At 60.4% G+C, this 20,471-nt stretch carries 23 protein-coding genes; 10 read left to right on the top strand and 13 right to left on the bottom strand.

Going from position 1 to position 20,471, the window contains the following annotated elements:
• Positions 1 to 122: 122 nt before the first annotated feature.
• The 3 genes from ACR0D8_RS18445 to ACR0D8_RS18435 all read left to right on the top strand — a co-directional run bounded on the left by ACR0D8_RS18445 (position 123) and on the right by ACR0D8_RS18435 (position 2,950).
• A complete protein-coding gene (locus tag ACR0D8_RS18445; protein ID WP_480648700.1) occupies positions 123 to 1,721 on the top strand; it encodes a phosphoenolpyruvate carboxykinase in 1,599 nt (532 codons plus the stop codon).
• 362 nt (positions 1,722 to 2,083) lie between these two features.
• Positions 2,084 to 2,374 (top strand): hypothetical protein, encoded by a 291-nt coding sequence (locus ACR0D8_RS18440; protein ID WP_475162946.1) that lies wholly within the window; start codon positions 2,084 to 2,086, stop codon positions 2,372 to 2,374.
• Positions 2,375 to 2,407: 33 nt separating this feature from the next.
• Entirely contained in the window at positions 2,408 to 2,950 is a 543-nt protein-coding gene (locus ACR0D8_RS18435) for a hypothetical protein (RefSeq protein ID WP_480648697.1), read from the top strand.
• Here the strand turns inward: ACR0D8_RS18435 and ACR0D8_RS18430 are convergent.
• A complete protein-coding gene (locus tag ACR0D8_RS18430; RefSeq protein ID WP_480648696.1) occupies positions 2,947 to 3,711 on the bottom strand; it encodes a sulfite exporter TauE/SafE family protein in 765 nt (254 codons plus the stop codon). The two genes, ACR0D8_RS18435 and ACR0D8_RS18430, sit on opposite strands and share 4 nt — an antisense overlap.
• A gap of 144 nt (positions 3,712 to 3,855) precedes the next feature.
• Between ACR0D8_RS18430 and ACR0D8_RS18425 the strand changes: the two genes are divergently transcribed.
• The 3 genes from ACR0D8_RS18425 to ACR0D8_RS18415 all read left to right on the top strand — a co-directional run bounded on the left by ACR0D8_RS18425 (position 3,856) and on the right by ACR0D8_RS18415 (position 6,772).
• Positions 3,856 to 5,547: an acyl-CoA dehydrogenase family protein gene (locus tag ACR0D8_RS18425; RefSeq protein WP_480648694.1), complete on the top strand. Its 1,692-nt coding sequence runs from the start codon at positions 3,856 to 3,858 to the stop codon at positions 5,545 to 5,547.
• Between the two features lie 227 nt (positions 5,548 to 5,774).
• Positions 5,775 to 6,329: a hypothetical protein gene (locus tag ACR0D8_RS18420; RefSeq protein ID WP_480648692.1), complete on the top strand. Its 555-nt coding sequence runs from the start codon at positions 5,775 to 5,777 to the stop codon at positions 6,327 to 6,329.
• A gap of 50 nt (positions 6,330 to 6,379) precedes the next feature.
• Complete coding sequence (locus ACR0D8_RS18415; RefSeq protein ID WP_480648690.1) at positions 6,380 to 6,772, top strand: META domain-containing protein; 393 nt, start codon at positions 6,380 to 6,382, stop codon at positions 6,770 to 6,772.
• On the opposite strand, the gene recO is transcribed toward ACR0D8_RS18415, so the two are convergent.
• Positions 6,756 to 7,481: a DNA repair protein RecO gene (recO, locus tag ACR0D8_RS18410; protein ID WP_480648688.1), complete on the bottom strand. Its 726-nt coding sequence runs from the start codon at positions 7,479 to 7,481 to the stop codon at positions 6,756 to 6,758. The genes ACR0D8_RS18415 and recO overlap by 17 nt on opposite strands.
• Before the next feature lie 152 nt (positions 7,482 to 7,633).
• Between recO and ACR0D8_RS18405 the strand changes: the two genes are divergently transcribed.
• Together ACR0D8_RS18405 and ACR0D8_RS18400 are read left to right on the top strand one after the other, a co-directional pair.
• Positions 7,634 to 9,175, top strand: a complete 1,542-nt coding sequence (locus ACR0D8_RS18405; RefSeq protein ID WP_480648686.1) for a tetratricopeptide repeat protein — start codon at positions 7,634 to 7,636, stop codon at positions 9,173 to 9,175.
• A gap of 171 nt (positions 9,176 to 9,346) precedes the next feature.
• Positions 9,347 to 9,652: a hypothetical protein gene (locus ACR0D8_RS18400; protein ID WP_480648684.1), complete on the top strand. Its 306-nt coding sequence runs from the start codon at positions 9,347 to 9,349 to the stop codon at positions 9,650 to 9,652.
• A 2-nt stretch (positions 9,653 to 9,654) separates the two neighbouring features.
• Here ACR0D8_RS18400 and ACR0D8_RS18395 read toward each other — a convergent pair whose 3' ends face one another.
• Entirely contained in the window at positions 9,655 to 9,984 is a 330-nt protein-coding gene (locus ACR0D8_RS18395) for a DUF1491 family protein (RefSeq protein WP_475162966.1), read from the bottom strand.
• A gap of 43 nt (positions 9,985 to 10,027) precedes the next feature.
• Positions 10,028 to 10,936: a GTPase Era gene (gene era / locus ACR0D8_RS18390; RefSeq protein WP_480648682.1), complete on the bottom strand. Its 909-nt coding sequence runs from the start codon at positions 10,934 to 10,936 to the stop codon at positions 10,028 to 10,030.
• A gap of 158 nt (positions 10,937 to 11,094) precedes the next feature.
• Here era and ACR0D8_RS18385 point away from each other — a divergent pair, with 158 nt between their 5' ends.
• Positions 11,095 to 12,471, top strand: coding sequence for a multicopper oxidase family protein (locus tag ACR0D8_RS18385; RefSeq protein WP_480648680.1), 1,377 nt, complete (start codon positions 11,095 to 11,097; stop codon positions 12,469 to 12,471).
• Here the strand turns inward: ACR0D8_RS18385 and rnc are convergent.
• The 9 genes from rnc to folK all read right to left on the bottom strand — a co-directional run bounded on the left by rnc (position 12,464) and on the right by folK (position 19,707).
• Positions 12,464 to 13,147: a ribonuclease III gene (gene rnc / locus ACR0D8_RS18380; RefSeq protein ID WP_475162976.1), complete on the bottom strand. Its 684-nt coding sequence runs from the start codon at positions 13,145 to 13,147 to the stop codon at positions 12,464 to 12,466. The two genes, ACR0D8_RS18385 and rnc, sit on opposite strands and share 8 nt — an antisense overlap.
• On the bottom strand, positions 13,144 to 13,983 hold the full coding sequence (gene lepB, locus ACR0D8_RS18375) for a signal peptidase I (RefSeq protein WP_480648678.1): 840 nt from the start codon (positions 13,981 to 13,983) through the stop codon (positions 13,144 to 13,146). The genes rnc and lepB overlap by 4 nt, the downstream gene beginning before the upstream one ends.
• A 57-nt stretch (positions 13,984 to 14,040) precedes the next feature.
• Positions 14,041 to 14,460, bottom strand: coding sequence for a holo-ACP synthase (gene acpS, locus ACR0D8_RS18370; RefSeq protein WP_480648676.1), 420 nt, complete (start codon positions 14,458 to 14,460; stop codon positions 14,041 to 14,043).
• A complete protein-coding gene (locus ACR0D8_RS18365) occupies positions 14,457 to 15,080 on the bottom strand; it encodes a LysE family translocator (RefSeq protein WP_480648674.1) in 624 nt (207 codons plus the stop codon). The genes acpS and ACR0D8_RS18365 overlap by 4 nt, the downstream gene beginning before the upstream one ends.
• Positions 15,077 to 15,823: a pyridoxine 5'-phosphate synthase gene (locus tag ACR0D8_RS18360; RefSeq protein WP_480648672.1), complete on the bottom strand. Its 747-nt coding sequence runs from the start codon at positions 15,821 to 15,823 to the stop codon at positions 15,077 to 15,079. Before ACR0D8_RS18360 ends, ACR0D8_RS18365 begins: the two co-directional genes overlap by 4 nt.
• Positions 15,816 to 16,514, bottom strand: a complete 699-nt coding sequence (locus tag ACR0D8_RS18355) for a DUF2062 domain-containing protein (protein WP_475162987.1) — start codon at positions 16,512 to 16,514, stop codon at positions 15,816 to 15,818. Before ACR0D8_RS18355 ends, ACR0D8_RS18360 begins: the two co-directional genes overlap by 8 nt.
• Positions 16,515 to 16,530: 16 nt before the next feature.
• Positions 16,531 to 18,663, bottom strand: a complete 2,133-nt coding sequence (locus tag ACR0D8_RS18350) for a RelA/SpoT family protein (protein ID WP_475162988.1) — start codon at positions 18,661 to 18,663, stop codon at positions 16,531 to 16,533.
• Positions 18,664 to 18,689: 26 nt separating this feature from the next.
• Complete coding sequence (gene rpoZ / locus ACR0D8_RS18345; protein ID WP_010437681.1) at positions 18,690 to 19,043, bottom strand: DNA-directed RNA polymerase subunit omega; 354 nt, start codon at positions 19,041 to 19,043, stop codon at positions 18,690 to 18,692.
• Between the two features lie 94 nt (positions 19,044 to 19,137).
• Positions 19,138 to 19,707: a 2-amino-4-hydroxy-6-hydroxymethyldihydropteridine diphosphokinase gene (gene folK, locus ACR0D8_RS18340; protein WP_480648669.1), complete on the bottom strand. Its 570-nt coding sequence runs from the start codon at positions 19,705 to 19,707 to the stop codon at positions 19,138 to 19,140.
• Positions 19,708 to 19,847: 140 nt separating this feature from the next.
• Between folK and ACR0D8_RS18335 the strand changes: the two genes are divergently transcribed.
• On the top strand, positions 19,848 to 20,423 hold the full coding sequence (locus tag ACR0D8_RS18335) for a LabA-like NYN domain-containing protein (RefSeq protein ID WP_475162992.1): 576 nt from the start codon (positions 19,848 to 19,850) through the stop codon (positions 20,421 to 20,423).
• Positions 20,424 to 20,471 lie beyond the last annotated feature (48 nt).

The raw sequence follows: 20,471 nt of genomic DNA, 5'->3' as shown, positions 1-20,471 counted from the left end.
CGTCCTGTTCATGCCCCAAATGACCATGATAAGACCCGCCTGTCCGCCGGAGCGTTCCGGCAAAATGCCCCAAGAGCGCACCCGGCCCAACCGCCGTCGCGCCGCCACAGGAGAAGAAACACATGACATCTGGACGGGTTAACCCGCAATTCCGCCTCGAAGATCAGGGCATCGAGGGTCTGGGCAATGTCTATTACAACTTCATGGAACCGGCGCTGATCGAAGAAGCTCTGAAACGGGGCGAAGGTACGCTGGGCAATGGCGGGGCGTTTCTGGTCACCACTGGCAAGTTCACGGGCCGTTCGCCAAAGGACAAGCATGTCGTCAGGACCGACAGCGTCGCTGACAGCATCTGGTGGGAAAACAATGCCGAGATGAGCCCGGAAGGGTTCGATGCGCTGTATGACGATATGCTGGCCCATATGAAGGGTCGCGACTATTTCGTTCAGGATCTGGTTGGCGGGGCCGATCCCGCCCATGCGATCAATGTGCGCATGGTGACCGAACTGGCCTGGCACAACCTGTTCATCCGCCATCTTCTGCGCCGTCCGGATCGGGAGGATCTGGACGAATTCACCGCAGATTTCACCATCATCAACTGCCCCAGCTTCAAGGCCGACCCCGCGAAGCACGGCTGCCGCAGCGAGACGGTGATCGCGCTGAACTTTGACCGCAAGCTGATCCTGATCGGCGGAACCGAGTACGCGGGTGAAAACAAGAAATCCGTCTTCACCCTGCTGAACTACATGTTGCCGGAAAAAGGCGTGATGCCGATGCACTGCTCGGCAAACCATGCCGTCGGCAACCCGGTCGACACCGCCGTGTTCTTCGGCCTGTCCGGCACCGGCAAGACAACCCTGTCCGCCGATCCGTCGCGCACCCTGATCGGGGATGACGAACATGGCTGGTCGGATCGCGGCACCTTCAACTTCGAAGGCGGCTGCTATGCCAAGACCATCAACCTGAACGCCGAGGCCGAACCGGAAATCTATGCGACCACCAGCAAGTTCGGCACGGTGATCGAGAATATGGTTTTCGATCCCGATACCAAGGAACTGGATTTCGACGACGACTCGCTGACGGCGAATATGCGCTGTGCCTACCCGCTGGAATACATCTCGAACGCGTCCAAAAGCGCGTTGGGCGGGCACCCGAAGAACATCATCATGCTGACCTGCGACGCGTTCGGCGTGCTGCCTCCGATCGCCCGGCTGACCCCGGCGCAGGCTATGTATCACTTCCTGTCCGGCTTCACCTCCAAGGTCGCGGGCACCGAACGTGGGATCACCGAACCGCAGCCGACCTTCTCGACCTGCTTTGGCGCGCCGTTCATGCCCCGCCGTCCCGAGGAATACGGTAACCTGTTGCGCGAAAAGATCGCCCAGCACGGCGCGACCTGCTGGCTGGTCAATACAGGCTGGACCGGCGGTGCCTATGGCGTGGGCAGCCGGATGCCGATCCGCGCCACCCGTGCGTTGCTGACTGCGGCGCTGGAAGGCTCGCTGCGCGATGCCGAGTTCCGCAAGGACGCGAATTTCGGCTTTGACGTGCCGGTCTCCGTACCCGGCGTGGCCGAGGTTCTGCTGGACCCGCGCCGCACCTGGGACGATCAGGCCGCGTTCGACAAACAGGCCGAAAAACTGGTGCGGATGTTTGCCGAGAACTTCGAACAGTACCTGCCCTTCATCGACGAAGACATCAAAGCCGTCGCAATCGGATAAACGCATATGGGGGGCGCTTGCCCCCTTTCTCATTTGAAGAGTCTCGCCGCAGATTGATCATCTTAAAGTTGTATTACGCAACGTGCGCATACAAATGCGTTGCCCGAATTGCCCGTTTAGGGTATTCCACCGTGTCATTATGACGTAAATGCCCGGCGCTTGCGCACCGGGCGAAAAGTAAAAAGACCTTTGGGTGGCTCAAGCAGACTCTCACATCAGCGAATTGAGCAACCTAATCAGATAACTAGTGTATTCTAAAGGGGATGAGTGTCAAGATGAGACGTGCTGAAAAACACTCGAAACAGCATGTCGCAGTTTGTCGCGGGACGGCGGCAGTTGGCACGGAAAACGATGGGTAAAAAATGACCGAAATCTCAAAACTGACCGAACTGCGTAAACTGATGCAGAGCATGGAGCGGACTCTGGGGCTTGAACAACTCTCTCCGGTTGAGCGCGATATTTACTACGCCGCCGAGGAATTGTCGAAATCCGACCAGGAAGTGCGCACCTTCGGTCTGATCGAACATACGCTTGTCCAGAGCGTGTCGCGCCCGACGTTTTTCCGTGCACTCAAATCTCTGGTGCAAAAAGGGTACCTGTCGCAAAGTGGCAGCGCGAACCGGGGACGGTATATCGTTCATGCCCCCAGGTGACGCCTTTGACCTGCGCAACGGTGGCTGAACATCGTGCGCAGATGGGCCTCTGACACATTCTTTGCCTCATTGGCTTACGTGGTTGCATCGTTCCTCACATTCGAGGTTCTGATGCCGCTGCAGAATGTGTTCTTTCCCGAATATCCCAGCCGGGCCAGCCTGCTGTTTCTTCCGCATGGGGTGCGGGTTCTGTCAGCGTGGCTGCTGGGCTGGCGGGCGATCTTCGCCCTGCTGCCCGGTGTGTTTTTGGTCTTCGCCTTTCTCGGCGGCAGCGATGTCTTTTTGCCCAGCCGCCTGCTGGCCATAGTCATTGCCGTCACCACGGTTCCGGCGGTGTTCTATCTGTGCAAATGGGCGGGCTGGGATCTGTTTCCGCGACCGGATCGCAAACCCTGCTGGTCTTGTGTCATGGGCGTGGGAATCGTCACGTCATTTCTTGTTTCCGGCCTGACCAACATGGCCTTTGGCAGCGCGCGTGTGGAATATGTCGCCTTTCTGATCGGTGACATCTCGGGGCTGTTTTTCCTGATGCTTGGCCTGTATTTCACGCTTCGGTTCGTGGACAGCCGCAGCTAGCTTATCAGCCCGCGCCGCAACAGGTTGATCCCGGCCACCAGCAGCACAAGCAAGGTTACCTTGCGAAAGAGCCCCTGATCGATCCTGGATTGCAATCGCAACCCGGCCCACATTCCGGCCAGCGCAGGCGCGATCAGCGCCGCCGAAAACGGTGCCGTCTCGGCGCGAAAAATGCCGGACCCAAGATGGGCTACCAGCAGGGCAACGGCACCCAATCCATAAATCACCCCCTGCACCCGCATCTGCACGGCCTTTGGCGTGTTCAGTGCGGTCAGATAGGCGACCGTCGGCGGCCCCCAGATACCTGACATCCCACCGACGAAACCGGCAATCGCGCCAATGACAGCCTCAATCCGCGCAGACGGGTTGTGAAGCGTAAGCCGCGCGCCCAGTACCTGGATCAGCGCAAAGAAGGTGACGGGTATCCCGATCATCAGCAGAAAGGTCGTCGGCGGCACCAGGCTGACCACCTGCGCGCCAGCCAGAAGGAACAGCAATCCGACGATCAGAAAGGTTCGGAATTGCCTGATCGACGAGACGGCGGCCGGAACGCCTTCGCGCAGGGCCTGAACGCCATTTGTGACCAGCGTCGGCAGAATCAACCCGGCAATGGCCAGGTCAGGTGGCAGGAACATGCTGAGCCCCGAGACCAGCACCATGGGCATGGCGAAACCGACAATCCCCTTGACCCACCCCGCCAGAAAGGCGACGGCCAGAGCCAGCAACAAATCCTGCGAGGTCAGCATTGGAAACAACGTCATGGGCCTGTGATATCACTCCTGACGTGCGCTGCACTGCAAAAATGCCCAAGCAATAATCGAACTATTTCGCAGCGTAACTCGCATTTTTGTTGCGCTGCACGTGCAGCATGATATGACCAGACGACCAAAGGAGAGACCTGATTCATGGCCCATGACGGACAGGATATGACCCCGATGACGACATCCGCGATTTTGCCCGATCTTCTGACGCTGACCCGCGTGGCAGTGCCGGCGGTGGGGGCCGTGTTTGACCGCGCACGCGAGTCCGTTCGGGCGATGGTCACTGCGGACGGCCGGGTCTCAGGCGCGTTGATCGAAGCCAACCAGACGGCAGCCCATGGACTGGCCTGGCTGGCAACCTACCAACAATCTCTTCAGCAGATGCAACGCTGGGCCGAGGCGTTGGAAGCTGACGGCAAGTTCGGCGAGGTCGAGCAGCTTTTGCATCAGATTGCCTTCGGCGAATACCTGCACCAGGTCGCGGGCGGCATTCCGATGAATCAGGGCGAGGTCGTGCGCCTGCAGGACATGGGCCTTGGCTGGGACGCGCTGTCCGGGTTTCAGGCCGCAGAAGTACAGACACTGATGGCGCAGGCCAATTCCCAGGCCGCGCGCAGCCGTCTGGTCACGTTGATGGAGGACCAGTCCGGTGCCACCATGTTCGGCGCCTCGGGTCTGGACGTCGAGCTTGAGATGATCCGCGACCAATTCCGCCGCTATGCGCAGGAAAAGGTCGAACCGAACGCCCATGACTGGCATCTGAATGACGAGTTGATCCCGATGGAAATCATCGAGGAACTGGCCGAGATGGGCGTCTTTGGTCTGACGATCCCCGAAGAATTCGGCGGGTTCGGATTGTCCAAAGCCTCGATGTGCGTTGTGTCCGAGGAACTGTCGCGCGGTTACATCGGTGTGGGCTCGCTGGGCACCCGCTCCGAGATTGCGGCCGAGCTGATCATTGCAGGTGGCACCGACGAACAGAAAGCCAACTGGCTGCCAAAGCTGGCCAGCGCGGAAATCCTGCCGACCGCCGTGTTCACCGAACCGAACACCGGATCCGACCTTGGCAGCCTGCGCACGCGCGCTGTCAAAAACGCGGATGGTGACTATGAAATCACCGGCAACAAGACTTGGATCACCCACGCGGCGCGCACCCATGTGATGACCCTGCTGGCGCGCACCAACCCCGACAGCACAGACCACCGCGGCCTGTCCATGTTCCTGGCGGAAAAGACACCGGGCACGGACGAGAATCCCTTCCCCACCCCGGGCATGACCGGCGGCGAGATTGAGGTTCTGGGCTATCGCGGCATGAAGGAATACGAACTGGGTTTTGACGGCTTCAAGGTCAAGGGCGAGAACCTGCTGGGTGGCGAAGAAGGCAAGGGTTTCAAACAGCTCATGGAAACCTTTGAATCCGCCCGTATCCAGACCGCTGCCCGCGCCATCGGGGTCGCGCAAAGCGCGCTGGATATCGCCATGCAATACGCGCAGGACCGCAAGCAATTCGGTAAGTCGCTGATCAATTTCCCGCGCGTCTCCGGCAAGCTGGCGATGATGGCGGTCGAGATCATGATCGCGCGTCAGCTGACCTATTTCTCGGCCTGGGAAAAGGACCACGGCCAGCGCTGCGACCTTGAGGCCGGGATGGCCAAGCTGCTGGGTGCGCGCGTTGCGTGGGCGGCGGCGGACAATGGGCTGCAAATCCATGGCGGCAATGGCTTTGCGCTGGAATACAAGATCAGCCGCGTGCTGTGTGACGCACGCATTCTGAACATTTTCGAAGGGGCGGCCGAAATTCAGGCACAGGTCATCGCACGACGTCTGCTCGGGTGACCGGTTTCGGCTTTCCTGTTTCCCCAACTGGACCCGGCCTTGCGCCGGGTCTTTTTCGTTGTGGTGTTGGCGTCCTATCGGCCTTCGGATAGGTTCGAACGCGCCGTGCGACACAGCAACGGCTCAGCCCTGATCCGCCGAAACCAAAACTTCCCCTTTGATCCGGCAAGGAACCCGGTTAGAGCACCCGGCGACACAGACCAATTATCCAGCAGTTGGCCCATCACATGACCCGACGAATTCTGGCCCTTTGGGCAACCCTCGCGGCACTTGCCCTTGGCGGCTGCGCCACCAGCCACCCGACTGCCGGCGCAAGCGACATCGACGATCTGACGCAGGCCATCCAAAGCCTCGGCCCAGATGTTGACCCCGTTGAAGCCCGGCAGGCCGCAACCCTTGCCTATACCCATTCCCAGCAGCTGAAACAGGAGTGGAATGTCACCGATCCGGCCATCATCCACAACGCCAAGATCATCAACGGGTTTCGCGAACGGGGCCTGTGCAACGACTGGGCGCAGGCAATGACAACACGGATGCGTCAGGAAAATTTCCGGACGCTGGACCTGCATTGGGTGACGTCGCCCCCGACGCCGTTCCGGATCATTCACCATTCCGCCCTGATCAGCGCCAAGGGCGATCCGATGAATGACGGGATCATTCTGGATCCGTGGCGAAACAGCGGCGCACTGTTCTGGGCCCCGGTTGGCGAAGACACCCGCTACAACTGGAAACCCCGGCTGGAGGTGCGTGCGTCCCTGCTGAACGGCGAGTTGGCATATTGATGAACGATGCGCCGGTTCCTTCCGTGCGCCCCATAAGGTAAACCTGCCTGATGATGCGCCTGACCGTGATACTGCCGCTGCTGGCCCTGTTTCAATGCGACAGGGACGAGACAGTCGCGGCCTATGGCGCGGCTGATCAGGTCTGGACCCTGCAGGAGATTGACGGACAGACCTATCCGGCCAGCGCCCTGCTGCGATTTCCTGAGCCCGGTAAGATCGCCGGAAACGCCCCCTGCAACCGCTACAGCGGCACCATGGGCGCGCCCTATCCGTGGTTCGAAGTCACAGACCTGACCGCCACCCGTGCGGCCTGTGCCGGGCTTGAGGCCGAGGGTCTCTTTTTTGCCGCCCTGCTGGCCATGACACAATCCGAAGTGTCCGGCGACATTCTGATTCTGCGCAATGAGGACGGGCACGAGATGGTGTTCAAATCCGCCGAGTGAACTGATCCACAAACCGCGCCCGGGCCTCGGGCAAAGGATGATTCCCCAGTGACGGGGCCAGCCGATGGTTCAGAAAGTAGCCGGTTGTTTGTAGCCCCGCACCGATTTCCGCGTCCGGCGCGGCCCCTTCCCCCCGCAGACACGGCGGCAAAGGCAACAGCTTGTCCGCCCACTCTCCGGCGCCCAGTGCGCTGACCGCGCGCCCGGTTTTGGGCGAAACATAGACCAGCCCTTCGGTGGCCCCCGTCACCGCGCAAACGGACAGGTCGAGACCAAAGCCAAGTTCTTCGAGCAGCGCCAGTTCCCAGCGCAGATAGGCCAGTGGCCAGATCTCATCCTGCCCCAGCAGGTCCATCAGTTGTTCGGTCTGCTTGTAAATCGCGGGATGGGGTTCGCGCTCGGGCAGGCAGAAAGACAGCAACGCCACCACCGCGTTCAGCCCGGACAGCGCCAGCCGCCCCGAAAACGCCGCTGCCGCGCGCGATCGCATCGGCTCGACCTGAAAGGTTCCGATATGTTCCTCAAGCCGTGCCCGCCACAGCACATCCAACTGCGCGCCGGGTTGCAGGACTGGCGCGACCCTGCGGCTGGTCCCGCCGCGCACGACACCCGCATGGCGGCCATGGCCTTCGGTAAAGACCTCGATGATCGCCGCCGTTTCGCCATGACGGCGAGAGGTCAGAAGGATGCCGTGATCGCGCCAGTCCATCACCGTTTCCCGGAAGTTTCAGCCCGTTGAGCCGCCAAAAGACCGCAATACGAACCGGTTCGCAAGGGCCGCGTCAAGGCCATGCCGGGTTCGAACCCCGGCAGTTTCCAACCCGCCGGCCACAATCTGGCCGCTTTGCATCGGCATAGCTTATGGGACAGGTAGAAAACATATTGACGGCCCGAGCCCCTGACATGATTGCATTGACGAAAACCCGCGTTCTGGCGCTGGTGATTGCTGCCCTGACGGTTTTCCTTGTGTTTAACCCATCCAGAAACCCGCTTCAGGCGACAACCCTTGCGGCGTATAAACGGGCCGTTTTTCTTGTCGATAAACAAGGAAACTATCAGGCGGCCCTGCCCGAGCTAAACGGGATAATCGAGCGTTCGAAACCCACAAGCAGATATCACAAACACGCCCTGTCATACCGGGCGCGGGTGTTTCGAAATCTGGAAGACACCCAACGCGCCCTGGCAGACGCCGACGCCGCACTTGAGCTGGACCCGACCCATGACGTCGCCCTGTTTGAAAAGGCCCGCATCCTTGACGACTTGCAGGAATACGACAAAGCCCTGGCGGTTCTGAACACCGCGGTTTCGGCGCATTCCGAACATGCGTTTTTCGACCTGTTCCTGATGGATCGGGCCTGGATCAGGCTCCGCCTTGACGACACTGACGGGGCGATGGCTGACGCAAACAAGGCCATGGCCTTCGGGGAAGTGACGCCCGAGCGGCTGTACCTGCGTGGCTGGATTCACATGGAAGCAGACAACTGGCCCGCTGCACTGCTCGACTTTCAGAAGTCCCTGGAACTGAAGCCCGATTATTGTCGCGCGTTGAAGCGGCAGGGGAAACTGCTGACGACCTTGCGTCAGCAGGCCCGCTCGCATCCTAAAAAGATCGAGGCAGCGGCCGACGAAGTGCTCAGGGACGACCCTGAAAATTCCGATTTCCTGGAACTCCGGCTATTCGCCCGCTGGGCCGACCGGAACTTTGAGGGTGCCATCGAGGATGCCAACCGTCTTATGGAAGTATCAGACATTCCGTTATTTGCGCAGCGATACCGCGCAAGTCTGTATCAATACACCGGACAAAAAGAACTGGCGCTGGCGGATTACAAAGCGATTACAGAAAACTGGGCAAAGAACATCGACCGCATTCCAACGTTTGGTGGATGTGCTTCAGCATACCATGATGCAATGGTCAGCAATCTTGTTGCAATGTTCCCGCTGACCTTGAAGGCACAATTCGCGCTGCAAATGGAACTTCAGGATTGGGAAGGGGCGCTTGCATCCCTGAACGAATTCATCTCGTTCGATGCTGACGACAACCGCCATTGGATCAAACGCGGGGAGGTGTTTGAAGCAGTCGGACGCCAGGCGGACGCGCTGGCCGATTATCAGGAAGCCGTTCGTTTGATTGAGTCGGGCGAAGGTGAGTCCCTCCGCCGCGACACGCCGCATCTGAAGGCGTTGTTTGCGCGGGCATCCGTGCTGAATTCGCAGCGCAGCGCCGACGATGCACGATCTGAATTGGTCACATCGCTTTCGATTGCCAACAGCCGCGTGATCGAGGTGCTTCAAACCGAGATGCAAGAAACCGGCCACTACGATGGACAGATCACCGGCACATTCGACCCCGCAACCAAAGCTGCGCTAACGGGTTGTATTCAAGACCCGAACTGCCGTCCTTGAAATGACGCGCAGCCTCATCGGCGCGGTGGCTTCGCCCCTAAGATTGACCAACTTAGGTCTTTGAAGCTGCGCCGACAGATACCGGAGTTGAAATAACCCTCAATAACGGTCGGCTTGACAAAGGGGGCCTGCCACACATTAATTAACCTGATTGTTAAATTGGAGGCCATCATGCGCGGAATCACCATTACCTACAGTTTCGATGGCGACGAAGCCGACTGGAAGGCGACAACCGAGGCTTTCATTGCGGCCATTGATGCCGATCCCGCAGTTGCCGGAAAATTCACCTATCAAGTGGCCGTCGCTGATGACGGAAAGTCCCGCTTCCATTGGGGGCGGTGGGACAGTGCGGAAACACTGGCCCATGTCCAGTCGCAGGCCTATTTCAAAAACTTCGCTGCCAAGGTGAAAGAGTTCGCCGGTGGTAATCCCAATGCAACCGGGCATGCGATTTCGGCGAAAACCGGCGGCTGGTAGGGCTATTCCAATCCCTCTTCGCCCAGCAGATGCCGCCCCTGCCGGTCTTCGACCTCAATCACCCAGAGGTCGGGATCGAAACCGCGTTGGCGGGTGACGGCAGCGTCAACATCGGCTTCGGGTCCGCTGGAAAGCTCAACCCATTTGCGTTCACCGCTCATCAGATCAAAGCTGCGCTGGAACGCCGTAGCCTGCCCGTCCAGTGTGTTCAGTTTGACCAGCACCGCGCCGGCCGTATCGTCGCCATGAACCACGACAAAGGCCGGAATTTCCTGAAACCGCAGCCGCGCCAGATAGGCGTGAACCCAAAATTCTGCGGTCAACCGAGTCATGCTGCGGGTCCCGAGAATTTTCGTCGAAAACTCTTGTCGGATGTCATGCGTTGCCGTCTTTGAATTCCAGACCCATCTCCGAGTAACGCTCGGATTCTTCCAGCCAGTTGGGCCGGACCTTGACCTGAAGGAACAGGTGGATCTTGCGGTCCAGGAACTCTTCCAACTCTGCTCGGGCCGCCTGACTGACGGCCTTGATGGTTTCGCCGCGCTTGCCCAGAACGATCCCCTTGTGGCCGTCGCGCATGACATAGATGACCTGATCGATCTTGGCGGAACCGTCTTTGCGTTCCTCCCAGTTCTCGGTTTCGACGGTCAGTTGATAGGGCAGTTCCTGATGCAGACGCAGGGTCAGTTTCTCGCGCGTCATCTCGGCCGCGATCATGCGCAGGGGCAGATCCGCGATCTGGTCCTCGGGGTAGAGCCATGGCCCCTCGGGCAGCTCATCCGCCAGCCATTTACGCAGATCGTCGACACCATAGCCTTTTTCGGCAGATATCATGAAGGTTTCTGCAAAGGGATAGCGCGCATTCAGGTCGCTGGTCAGCGCCAACAGCTTTTCGGACGGCACCTTGTCGATCTTGTTGATCGCCAATGCGATTTTGCGGCCCTTCCCAATCTCTTCCAGACCTTCGAGGATACGTTCCACCCCTTCGGTGATGCCACGATGGGCCTCGACCATCAGAACCACGATATCGGCATCCGCTGCGCCGCCCCAGGCGGCGGCGACCATGGCGCGGTCCAGACGGCGGCGCGGTTTGAACAGACCCGGCGTGTCGACGAAGACCAGTTGCGCGTCGCCTTCCATCGCCACGCCGCGAATGCGGGCGCGGGTGGTCTGCACCTTGTGCGTCACGATCGAGACCTTCGCCCCGACCATGCGATTCAGAAGGGTGGATTTGCCTGCGTTGGGCTCTCCGATCAGGGCGATAAATCCGGCGCGTGTGCTCATGTGTCCTGCGATCCTGGTTGCAAGTGCGCACCCCTATAGCAGAAAGCCCGGTCGGGCCAGAGGGATTTGTCGCATTGCAGCCATGCGCCAGGGATGTCACCACAGGGGCGTGCCAAGCCACCCCCAGCCAGGCGACATTCCCTTTCAACGAGGCAGACATGAAACGACGAGAGTTTCTATTGGGCAGCGCCGCTGCTGCCGGCGCACTGGGTCTGGGCGGGTTCGGTCGCGCGGCCGGCGCATCCGAACTGGTCATTCAACCGGCCAGTTTTGCCCTGCGCGACCAAGTAACGACGGGAATGGTCAGCCTGTCGCCGGACGCGCCGCCGCCCGTGCTTTATGGCAGGCAGGGCGAAGTGATGCGCTTGCCGGTGCGCAACACCCTGCCCGACTATACCGCGATGCACTGGCACGGGCTGCGGATCGCCAACGCAATGGATGGAGTGCCCTACCTGACACAGATGCCGATCGGACCGGGTGAGGTTTTTGACTATGAATTCACCCCGCCGGATGCGGGTACCTACTGGTACCACCCCCATTGCATGACGATGGAGCAGATGGCCCAGGGGCTGACCGGTGTCATGGTCATTGCTGAAGCTCAGGACCCCGGGTTCGACAGCGAGCAGGTGATCAACCTGCGCGACTTTCGACTGAATGATGATGGGACGTTTTTACCGGCCTACACCACCCGCGGCGCGGCCCGGGCGGGGACATTTGGCAATATGCAAACGGCGAATTGGCTGAACAACCCGGTTTACGATCATGCGGCGGGTGGACTGGTGCGTCTTCGCGTGGTCAACACCGACACCACCCGAATCTACAAAGTGCATCTGCAGGGCGGTCAGGCCCGGATCATTGCCTGGGACGGACACCCGGTCGCAGTTGAAGTTCCGATGCCCGACGCGGATCAGCCCCTTCTGGTCGGGCCCGGTCAGCGGGTGGATTTCGCAGTGGTCATGCCGTCAGGTGAAGGGGAAACTGTCGATCTGATGGCCAAGTATCCCGGCCAGCCGCACCGCGCAATGGCCCAACTGCGCGCCGCAGGGAAGTCAGTAACACGCGACCTGCGCGAGTTGCGGTCATTGCCCCAGAACCCCATCGCCAAACCCGATCTGAACACCGCCGAACTGCATGAGTTTGTCTTTGGCTGGACACCTGAAGGCGGTGAACCCACCAACGGGTTCTGCGGCTCTCTCGGGTACAATTTCTGGTCGATCAACCGCAAACCATGGCCCGGCGACGCGGCGCAGGATGTCGGTCCGCTGGCGACACTTGAACGCGGCAAAAGTTATGTTCTGCGGTTGCGCAACGAGTCCCCGAACCTGCATCCGATCCATCTGCACGGGCTGACCTTCGTGCCGCTAAAGTCGAACCTGCGCCACCTGCCGCCGCTGACAACGGATACAATGCTGTTGCTGAAAGACGAAGTGGTCGAGATAGCGCTTGTTGCCGACAATCCCGGCGACTGGGCCTTCCACTGCCATGTGATCGAACACCAGAAGACCGGGCTCACCGGGTTCATCCGGGTTACTTAGCGGGAAGACTGTCCAGCAAAGCGCGCGCCGCTGCCTGTTCTGCCTGCCGCTTTGATCCGGCAGTGGCCTGCGCTTCGGCGCCGTCCTGCAGACGGGCAGCAATGGTAAAGACGGGCGCGTGGTCGGGGCCGCTGCGCCTTATTTCGACATAAGAGGGCGGCTTCTGCCCCCGTGCCTGCGCCCATTCCTGAAGCGAGGTCTTGGCGTCGCGAGCGTCGGCCTCGACATTGTGGATGCGGTCACCCCAAAGCGCCAGGATCACGTCGCGTGCCGCCTCGAACCCGGCATCGCGGTAGATGGCGGCAATGACAGCCTCCATCGCGTCGCCCAGCAGGGCCTGCTTGCGACGACCACCGGACAGCATCTCGGACCGGCCGAGTTTCAGGACCGCGCCCAGATCGATCTGCAACGCCACATCGGCGCAGGCCTCTTTGCGGACCAGCGCATTGAAACGGGGCGCAAGCTGTCCTTCGGAGGCTTTCTTGTCGGCCTCCAGCAGCGCGGTCGCCATAACAAGGCCCAAAACCCGGTCGCCCAGAAACTCAAGCCGCTGATTGTCGGGGCGGGTCGGGGACGAGACCGACCCGTGCGTCAGCGCCCGCAGCAGCAATTCGGGGTCGGAGAATTCATACCCCAGACGTTTCTGGAACGCCTTTATCTCGGCTGACAGCTTCAATTGACCGCCTTGAAGAAGCGATCTCCGCGCCAGGTCCAGAAGAACAGCATCGACCGACCTGCGGATGAGAACATGATGCGATCCGCGCGACCGATCAGGTTTTCGTACGGCACATACCCGACCCCGCCGGCAGACTGCGGCAGGCGGCTGTCGCTGGAATTGTCGCGATTGTCGCCCATGAAGAAATAGTGGCCATCGGGCACCGTATAGATGCCGGTATTGTCGGACCCCTGATTGCCGATATTGAGCACATCATACGAGACGCCATTGGGCAGGGTTTCGATCAGGCGTGATTTTTCACACTGCCCCCCGCGACCGACAGGTCCGTTTTCACAGCGCGGGCGCAGACGTTGCGGGCCTTGCGGCTCGGCGATTTCGGTAAAGACCCCATCCGGCTGTTGCGGAACAGGGGTGCCGTTCAGAATGATCTGGCCTTCGCGAATCTGGATGCGGTCGCCCGGCAGGCCGATCAGGCGCTTGATGTAATCGCGTCCGGTGACCGGGTGGCGAAACACGATGACGTCGCCGCGCACCGGCTCACCGCCCAGAATCCGTGCGTTGTCATCGCCCGACAACCAGCCGCAGATATCTTCTGCGTCGATGTTCAGTCCGACGCTGGGGATGATCAGGCTGGGGCATGAGGCATAGGAGTAGCCATAGGCCATCTTGTTGACGAAGAGGAAATCTCCGATCAGCAAGGTCTGCTTCATCGACCCGGACGGAATCCAGAAGGGCTGAAAGAACAAGGTGCGGAAAACACCCGCGATCAGCAGGGCGTAGACGATGGTTTTGATCGTCTCCCAGATGCCACTTCCGGTTTTGGCTTCCTCGGCCATACTGCTCTCCGTTCCTTGCGTTGTTGGGGTGCTACATGCGGGTCGGTCGGGGGCGAGTCAAGGCTGCGCGGTGCCTTCGTGAAGCGGGCGCGCCTCGATCACCACAAAGGCCTGCGCCCAGGGGTGATCATCGGTCAGGGTGACGTGAATGATCGCCTCGTGCCCGTCCGGTGTCATTTCCTTCAGGCGCTCAGCAGCCCAGCCGGTGACATGCATGACGGGCTGCCCGGTGCGCAGGTTGGAAACCGCCATGTCCTTCCAAGCGATACCCATGCGCAGGCCGGTGCCCAGCGCTTTGGAACACGCCTCCTTCGCGGCCCAGCGCTTGGCATAGGTGCCTGCGGTATCGGCGCGACGCTCGGCCTTGCGCTGTTCGGTCTCGGTGAAGACACGGTTGCGGAACCGGTCGCCAAACCGGTCGAGCGTGCCCTGAATGCGGTCGATATTCGCAAGGTCCGTACCGATGCCGAGGATCATGTCAGCCGCACCGTCAAAATCTTGTAACTGGCCACGCCAAAAAATCCTGCAAAGGCGAAATCGAACCAGCGGCGGGCACGCCGGTAGGACCGCACGATACGGGCAGACGAGAACAGGAATGCATAGCCGACGAAGATCAGCAACGAACCCGCGTAGAGCAGTGCGAAATACCCAAGCAGCATCTGCAGGCTGGCGTCACTTGGTGCGACAAGGGCATAGATCGACCCCCAACTGAGGATGGCCTTGGGATTGGTCAGGTGGATTGCAGCGCCTTTGGCGAAAATCGCGCCAACAGAGCCGGTCGCCGGTTTGCCCAGCGCAATTTCGTCCGATGTCATCGCACGGCGCAGGGCCTTGAACGCCAGCCAGCCCAAATACGCCACTCCGACATAGCGGATGACTTCGAAAACCCAGACATTGGCCAGCATGATCGCCGACAGCCCCAGCGCCGCGGCGATGCCCCATGCTGCGGACCCGGCGCAGATGCCCAGCGCAAAGGCGAGGCCCGCGCGGCGGCCTTCGTTCATGGCGGTCCCCGCAATACCCATTGTCGCCGGACCCGGAGAGCCGCCCGCCAATAGCCAGGCGATCCAGATCGCTATGAACCCCGCTGTGATCACGCCCGCGCCTCATCCATCAATCGGCGCATTTCGGCAATGGCCGGGGTGAGCCCCAGAAAGATCGACTCGCCGATCAGGAAATGGCCGATGTTCAATTCGCGGACCTCTGGAAACTCGGCCACGGGTTTGACGGTGTCATAGGTCAGGCCGTGGCCCGCGTGAACCTCAAGCCCCAGCGAATGCGCATAGGCAGACATTTCGCGCAACGCATCCAGTTCGCGCGCGGCCTCGTCCATGCGGCCTTCGGCATGGGCGTCGCAATAGGCCCCGGTGTGCAGTTCGATCACCTCGGCCCCGATGCGATGGGCGGCTTCGATCTGGCGTTGGTCGGCAGCGATGAAGATCGACACGCGGCACCCGGCTTCGCGCAGCGGCGCGATGTAATGCGCAAGCTTGTTTTCCTCGCGCGCGACTTCCAGCCCGCCTTCGGTGGTGCGTTCCTCGCGCTTTTCGGGCACGATGCAGACCGCGTGCGGTTTGTGGCGCAGCGCAATTTTCTGCATTTCCGGGGTGGCGGCCATTTCAAAATTCAGCGGCACCGACAGAACCTCCATCAGCCCGTCGATATCGGCATCCGAGATATGGCGGCGGTCTTCGCGCAGATGGGCTGTGATACCGTCGGCCCCGGCCTCTTCGGCCAGTTTGGCAGCGCGCAGCGGATCGGGATATGCCCCGCCACGGGCGTTGCGCACGGTGGCCACGTGGTCGATATTCACGCCCAGACGCAGGTGGTTGTCAGACATCGCTTGATTCCTTTCCCGAATTCCGACCCGAGCCTAGTGGGTTTGCAACGGGAACGGCAGCCTCGGATTCGGCCAGACGTTTGATTTCTTCGAACTTGGCCTTGATCTTGGCGCGGCGGCGTTGCTGATAGGTACGGATCAGTGGCAGGCTGAGATAGAAGCAGATCACTCCGGCCAGAATACCGGGAAGGACGCCGCCGATCATGTAGGGGTAAAACACCTCGCGGTAGAAGATGCCCAACCCGTGCCAGTCGGCCACCCGATCGGTAAACACGGCGATCAGGTTGTCCTTCAGGTCTCCTATTGCATTGGCGAATTTACCCATCAGGCCGTGTGTATCGCCTTCCTGAAACTCGGTTCCCAGCAGGAAATGCCCAGTTTGCAGACAGACGACGCCGATGGGGACATAAGTTAGGGGATTACCGAAGAATGTCCCGCTGAGCGCGGCAAGAATGTTGCCGTTCAGCAGCCGGGCCAGTACTGCGGCAACCAAAAAATGCAGCCCGTAAAACGGTGTGAATGCCGCAAATACACCTGCGCCGATTCCGCGCGCGATGCGTTCAGGTGAATCCGGCAGGCGACGGACGCGGTGTTTGACATAGTGAAAGGCCCGGGTCCATCCGCCACGGGGATAGACGAATTCCGAAGCGATCTGGACAGGCGAGCGTCGATCTCGGCGCTTGAAAACCACTCCTGATCACCCCTTCTCAGCCAGCCGCAACGGCGGTTTTGGTCCTGTCTCTGTACCGCTCGACCGCGGCAACGTCGCTTTCGGCTTCCAGCATCAGCATCAGCGAATGCAGCTGTTCCAGGTCGCGCAGTTCGACACTGATTAGAAGGCGGTAAAAATCCGGTTTGCGGTCGACGAATTCCAGGTTCGAGATATTGGCCTTTTTCTCACCGATCAATGTGCAAATACGCCCCAGCACCCCGGCATCGTTGCCAATCGTCACGTCCAGCGTCGCGCCATAAACGGCGGGGTGGGTGCCCGAATGCCAATGCAGATCGACCCAGCGGTCGGGTTCGCTTTCGTAATCAGACAGGCGATCGCAGTCGATGGCATGCACGACCACGCCCTTGCCGCGATAGGTGATGCCGACGATACGCTCGCCCGGCAAGGGCTGACAGCAGGGCGCGCGGTCGAATTTCTGCCCCGGTTCAAGGCCAATCACAGCCCGGCGCAGCGGGATCGCGTCACCTTCGTCCTGTGTCAGTTCAGGATAGACCGCGCTGACGACGTCATGCGCCGTCAGTTCGGCGCTGCCCAGGCGGGCCAGCAGCTCATGCCGGTCTTTCAGGCGCAGGTGTTTGGCAGCTGTGTCCAGGGCCTTGTCGGTCGCCTTGCGGCCCACGTTTTCAAACCCGGACCGCGCCAGTTCCTTGCCCAGCTTGATAAAGCGTTCACGGTCCACCTCGCGCAACGCCCGGCGGATGGCGGTGCGGGCTTTGCCGGTGACCGCAATCTCAAGCCAGGTGACCTGCGGCGTCTGGCCGTCGGCGGTGATGATGTCCACCGATTGCCCGTTCTTGATCCGGGTCCAGAGCGGCACGCGGATACCGTCCACCTTGGCCCCCACGCAGGCGTGCCCGATACGGGTATGGATGGCATAGGCAAAGTCGATCGGCGTCGCCCCGCGCGGCAGCTTCACCACGTCGCCCTTGGGCGTGAAGCAGAACACCTGATCCGAGTACATCTCCAGCTTAACCGCTTCGAGGAAATCCTCGTGATCATCCTCGCTGTCGAATTGCTCGGTCAGGTTCGCAATCCACTTGGCCGGGTCCACGGCAAAGGGGTTTTCCGAGCGCACGCCGTCGCGATACGACCAGTGCGCCGCGACGCCGGTTTCGGCCACGTCATGCATCTGGCGGGTGCGGATTTGCACCTCGACCCGTTTGCCGTCACGGCCCGAGACTGTGGTGTGGATCGAGCGATAACCGTTCGATTTCGGCTGGCTGATATAATCCTTGAATCGCCCCGGCACCGCGCGCCATCGCTGATGGATCGCGCCGAGGGTGCGGTAACAATCCTCTTCGGTCTGGGTGATGATGCGGAACCCATAGATGTCGGAAAGGCGCGAGAAGCCTTGATCCTTTTCCTGCATCTTGCGCCAGATCGAATAGGGTTTCTTGGCGCGGCCGAATACTTCGGCCTCGATACCCGCCTTTTCCAGCTCGTGCCGCATGTCACCGGTGATGCGATGGATCACGTCGCCGGTTTCGCGTTGCAGCGTGATGAAACGGCGGATGATCGACTGACGGCCTTCGGGGTTCAGGACGCGGAAGGCGAGGTCTTCCAGTTCTTCGCGCATCCACTGCATACCCATCCGGCCCGCAAGCGGCGCGTATATATCCATCGTCTCGCGCGCTTTCACCACCTGCTTTTCCGGACGCATCGCCTTGATCGTCCGCATGTTGTGCAGGCGGTCGGCCAGCTTGACCAGAATGACCCGCAGGTCCTTGGACATGGCCATGAACAGTTTGCGGAAATTCTCTGCCTGCTTGGTTTCGCGGCTGGAAAGCTGCAGGTTGGTCAGCTTGGTGACGCCGTCGACCAGCTTGGCGACCTCTTCCCCGAACAGCTCGGACACTTTGCCGTAGTTGGCCTTGGTGTCTTCGATCGTGTCGTGCAGCAGCGCGGTAATGATGGTCGCATCATCCAGACGCTGTTCGGTCAGGATGGCGGCAACGGCAACGGGATGGGTGAAATAGGGCTCGCCGGAGTGGCGGAACTGACCCTCATGCATCTGCTTTCCGAACTCATAGGCCCGGGCGATGCGGTCAGCATTTGTCTTGGGGTTGTAGTTGCGGACCAGCGCAATCAGATCGTCAGCAGAAATCATCCGGTCCGCACCTTCGTGTCTGGGGCTTACCCCTGGCCTTGAGCCTCCATCAGAGCGCGCAGCAGCTTCTCTTCGGACATGTCGTCATCGGCAGGCTTGTCCGATTCCGCACCCATCAGCAGAGCCATCTGGTCTTCCTCCGGCTCGTCCACCTCGATCTGAGTCTGGTTGGCCTCGATCAGACGCTCGCGCAGTTCATCGGCGCTCTGGGTTTCGTCGGCAATCTCGCGCAGCGACACGACAGGGTTCTTGTCGTTGTCACGGTCCACGGTGATCGGGCCACCGGCAGAAATCTCGCGCGCACGATGGGCGGCAAGCATCACCAGCTCGAACCGGTTCGGAACCTTGTCTACGCAATCTTCTACCGTCACGCGGGCCATTGGGCGCTCTCCGTTACTGAATCCATGTCAGGAAGCCGTTTATCTAAGCGCGAATCCCTGCCTTGACAAGCAAGAAATGCCATCAACGCACCAATCACAATGGGGTGACTGCCGCCGTGTCTTCAGCAGGCAGGTCCGAGAGCATTTCCGCAACCGTCCGCCCCAGCACCGGATGGCGCCACCCGGCGGCCACATCCGCCATCGGAACCAGAACAAAGGCACGGTCTTGCAGGCGGGGATGCGGCAGGATCAGCTGATCCGGGGCCTGCTGTTTCTGCGCCTCGGACGGCAAATTCCGCCACCTGTCATATTCGGTCAGGTCCGGCAGAACCAGATCACCGTGGCAGACCAGATCCAGATCAAGGGTCCGCATACCCCAGCGTTGCACCCGTTCGCGGCCAAATTCGTGTTCAACCTCATGCAGCACGCGCAACAGGTCGGCGGGCGACCGATCCGCCCCGATCAGGGCGGCGGCGTTGACATAATCCGGGCCCGCACCGGCCGGGAAACACGGCGTCCGGTAAATGCGGCTTGTGGCGCGAATCACCACCCCCTGACGCGAAATCGCGTCCAGGGCCTTCTGAAGTGTCACCTTGGGTTCTGAACCTCTCAAACTGAGATTTGCCCCCAACGCGATCACCGCTTCTGACGAAAAATTGCTCATCCTGCTCCCTATATTCGGCGAATTGCATACTTGCGATACATAATAAAAGCCTTAATTATAGGCGTATCAGCGCGCCGCATATTTCCTAAGCTCACTCACGTAACACCCGGCGTTCTGGTTTGTACCGGAAGGATCTATTTATGTTTTATAAAGACGAACGGCTAGCGCTGTTCATCGACGGCTCGAATCTTTATGCGGCCGCAAAAGCACTGGGGTTTGACATCGACTACAAGCTGCTGCGCCAGGAGTTCATGCGCCGCGGCAAGATGCTCAGGGCTTTTTACTATACAGCGCTGCTGGAAAACGACGAGTATTCGCCGATCCGTCCCCTGGTTGACTGGCTGCATTACAACGGCTTCACCATGGTGACCAAACCGGCCAAGGAATACACCGACAGCATGGGGCGTCGGAAGGTCAAGGGCAACATGGATATCGAACTGACCGTGGATGCCATGGAACTTGCGCCGCGTGTCGATCATATCGTGCTGTTTTCGGGCGATGGGGATTTCCGCCCGCTGATTGCAAGCCTTCAGCGTCAGGGCGTGCGCGTTTCGGTGGTTTCCACCATCCGCAGCCAGCCGCCGATGATCTCGGACGAGCTGCGCCGCCAGGCAGATAACTTCATCGAACTGGAAGACCTGCGCGAAGTAATCGGGCGCCCTCCGCGCGATGTGCCGATGGAACCGCGCAGCGTCGCGGCGGCCGGCGGGCAATAGGCCCCGGCTGCTCATTTCCGGGGAAGAAATCGGCGCGGTCAGGATTTA

The sequence above is a fragment of the Ruegeria sp. BG10 genome (genome assembly GCF_056538575.1).
The sequence above is the reverse complement of the archived record's forward strand: the minus strand, read 5'-3'. Positions and strand labels throughout refer to the sequence as shown.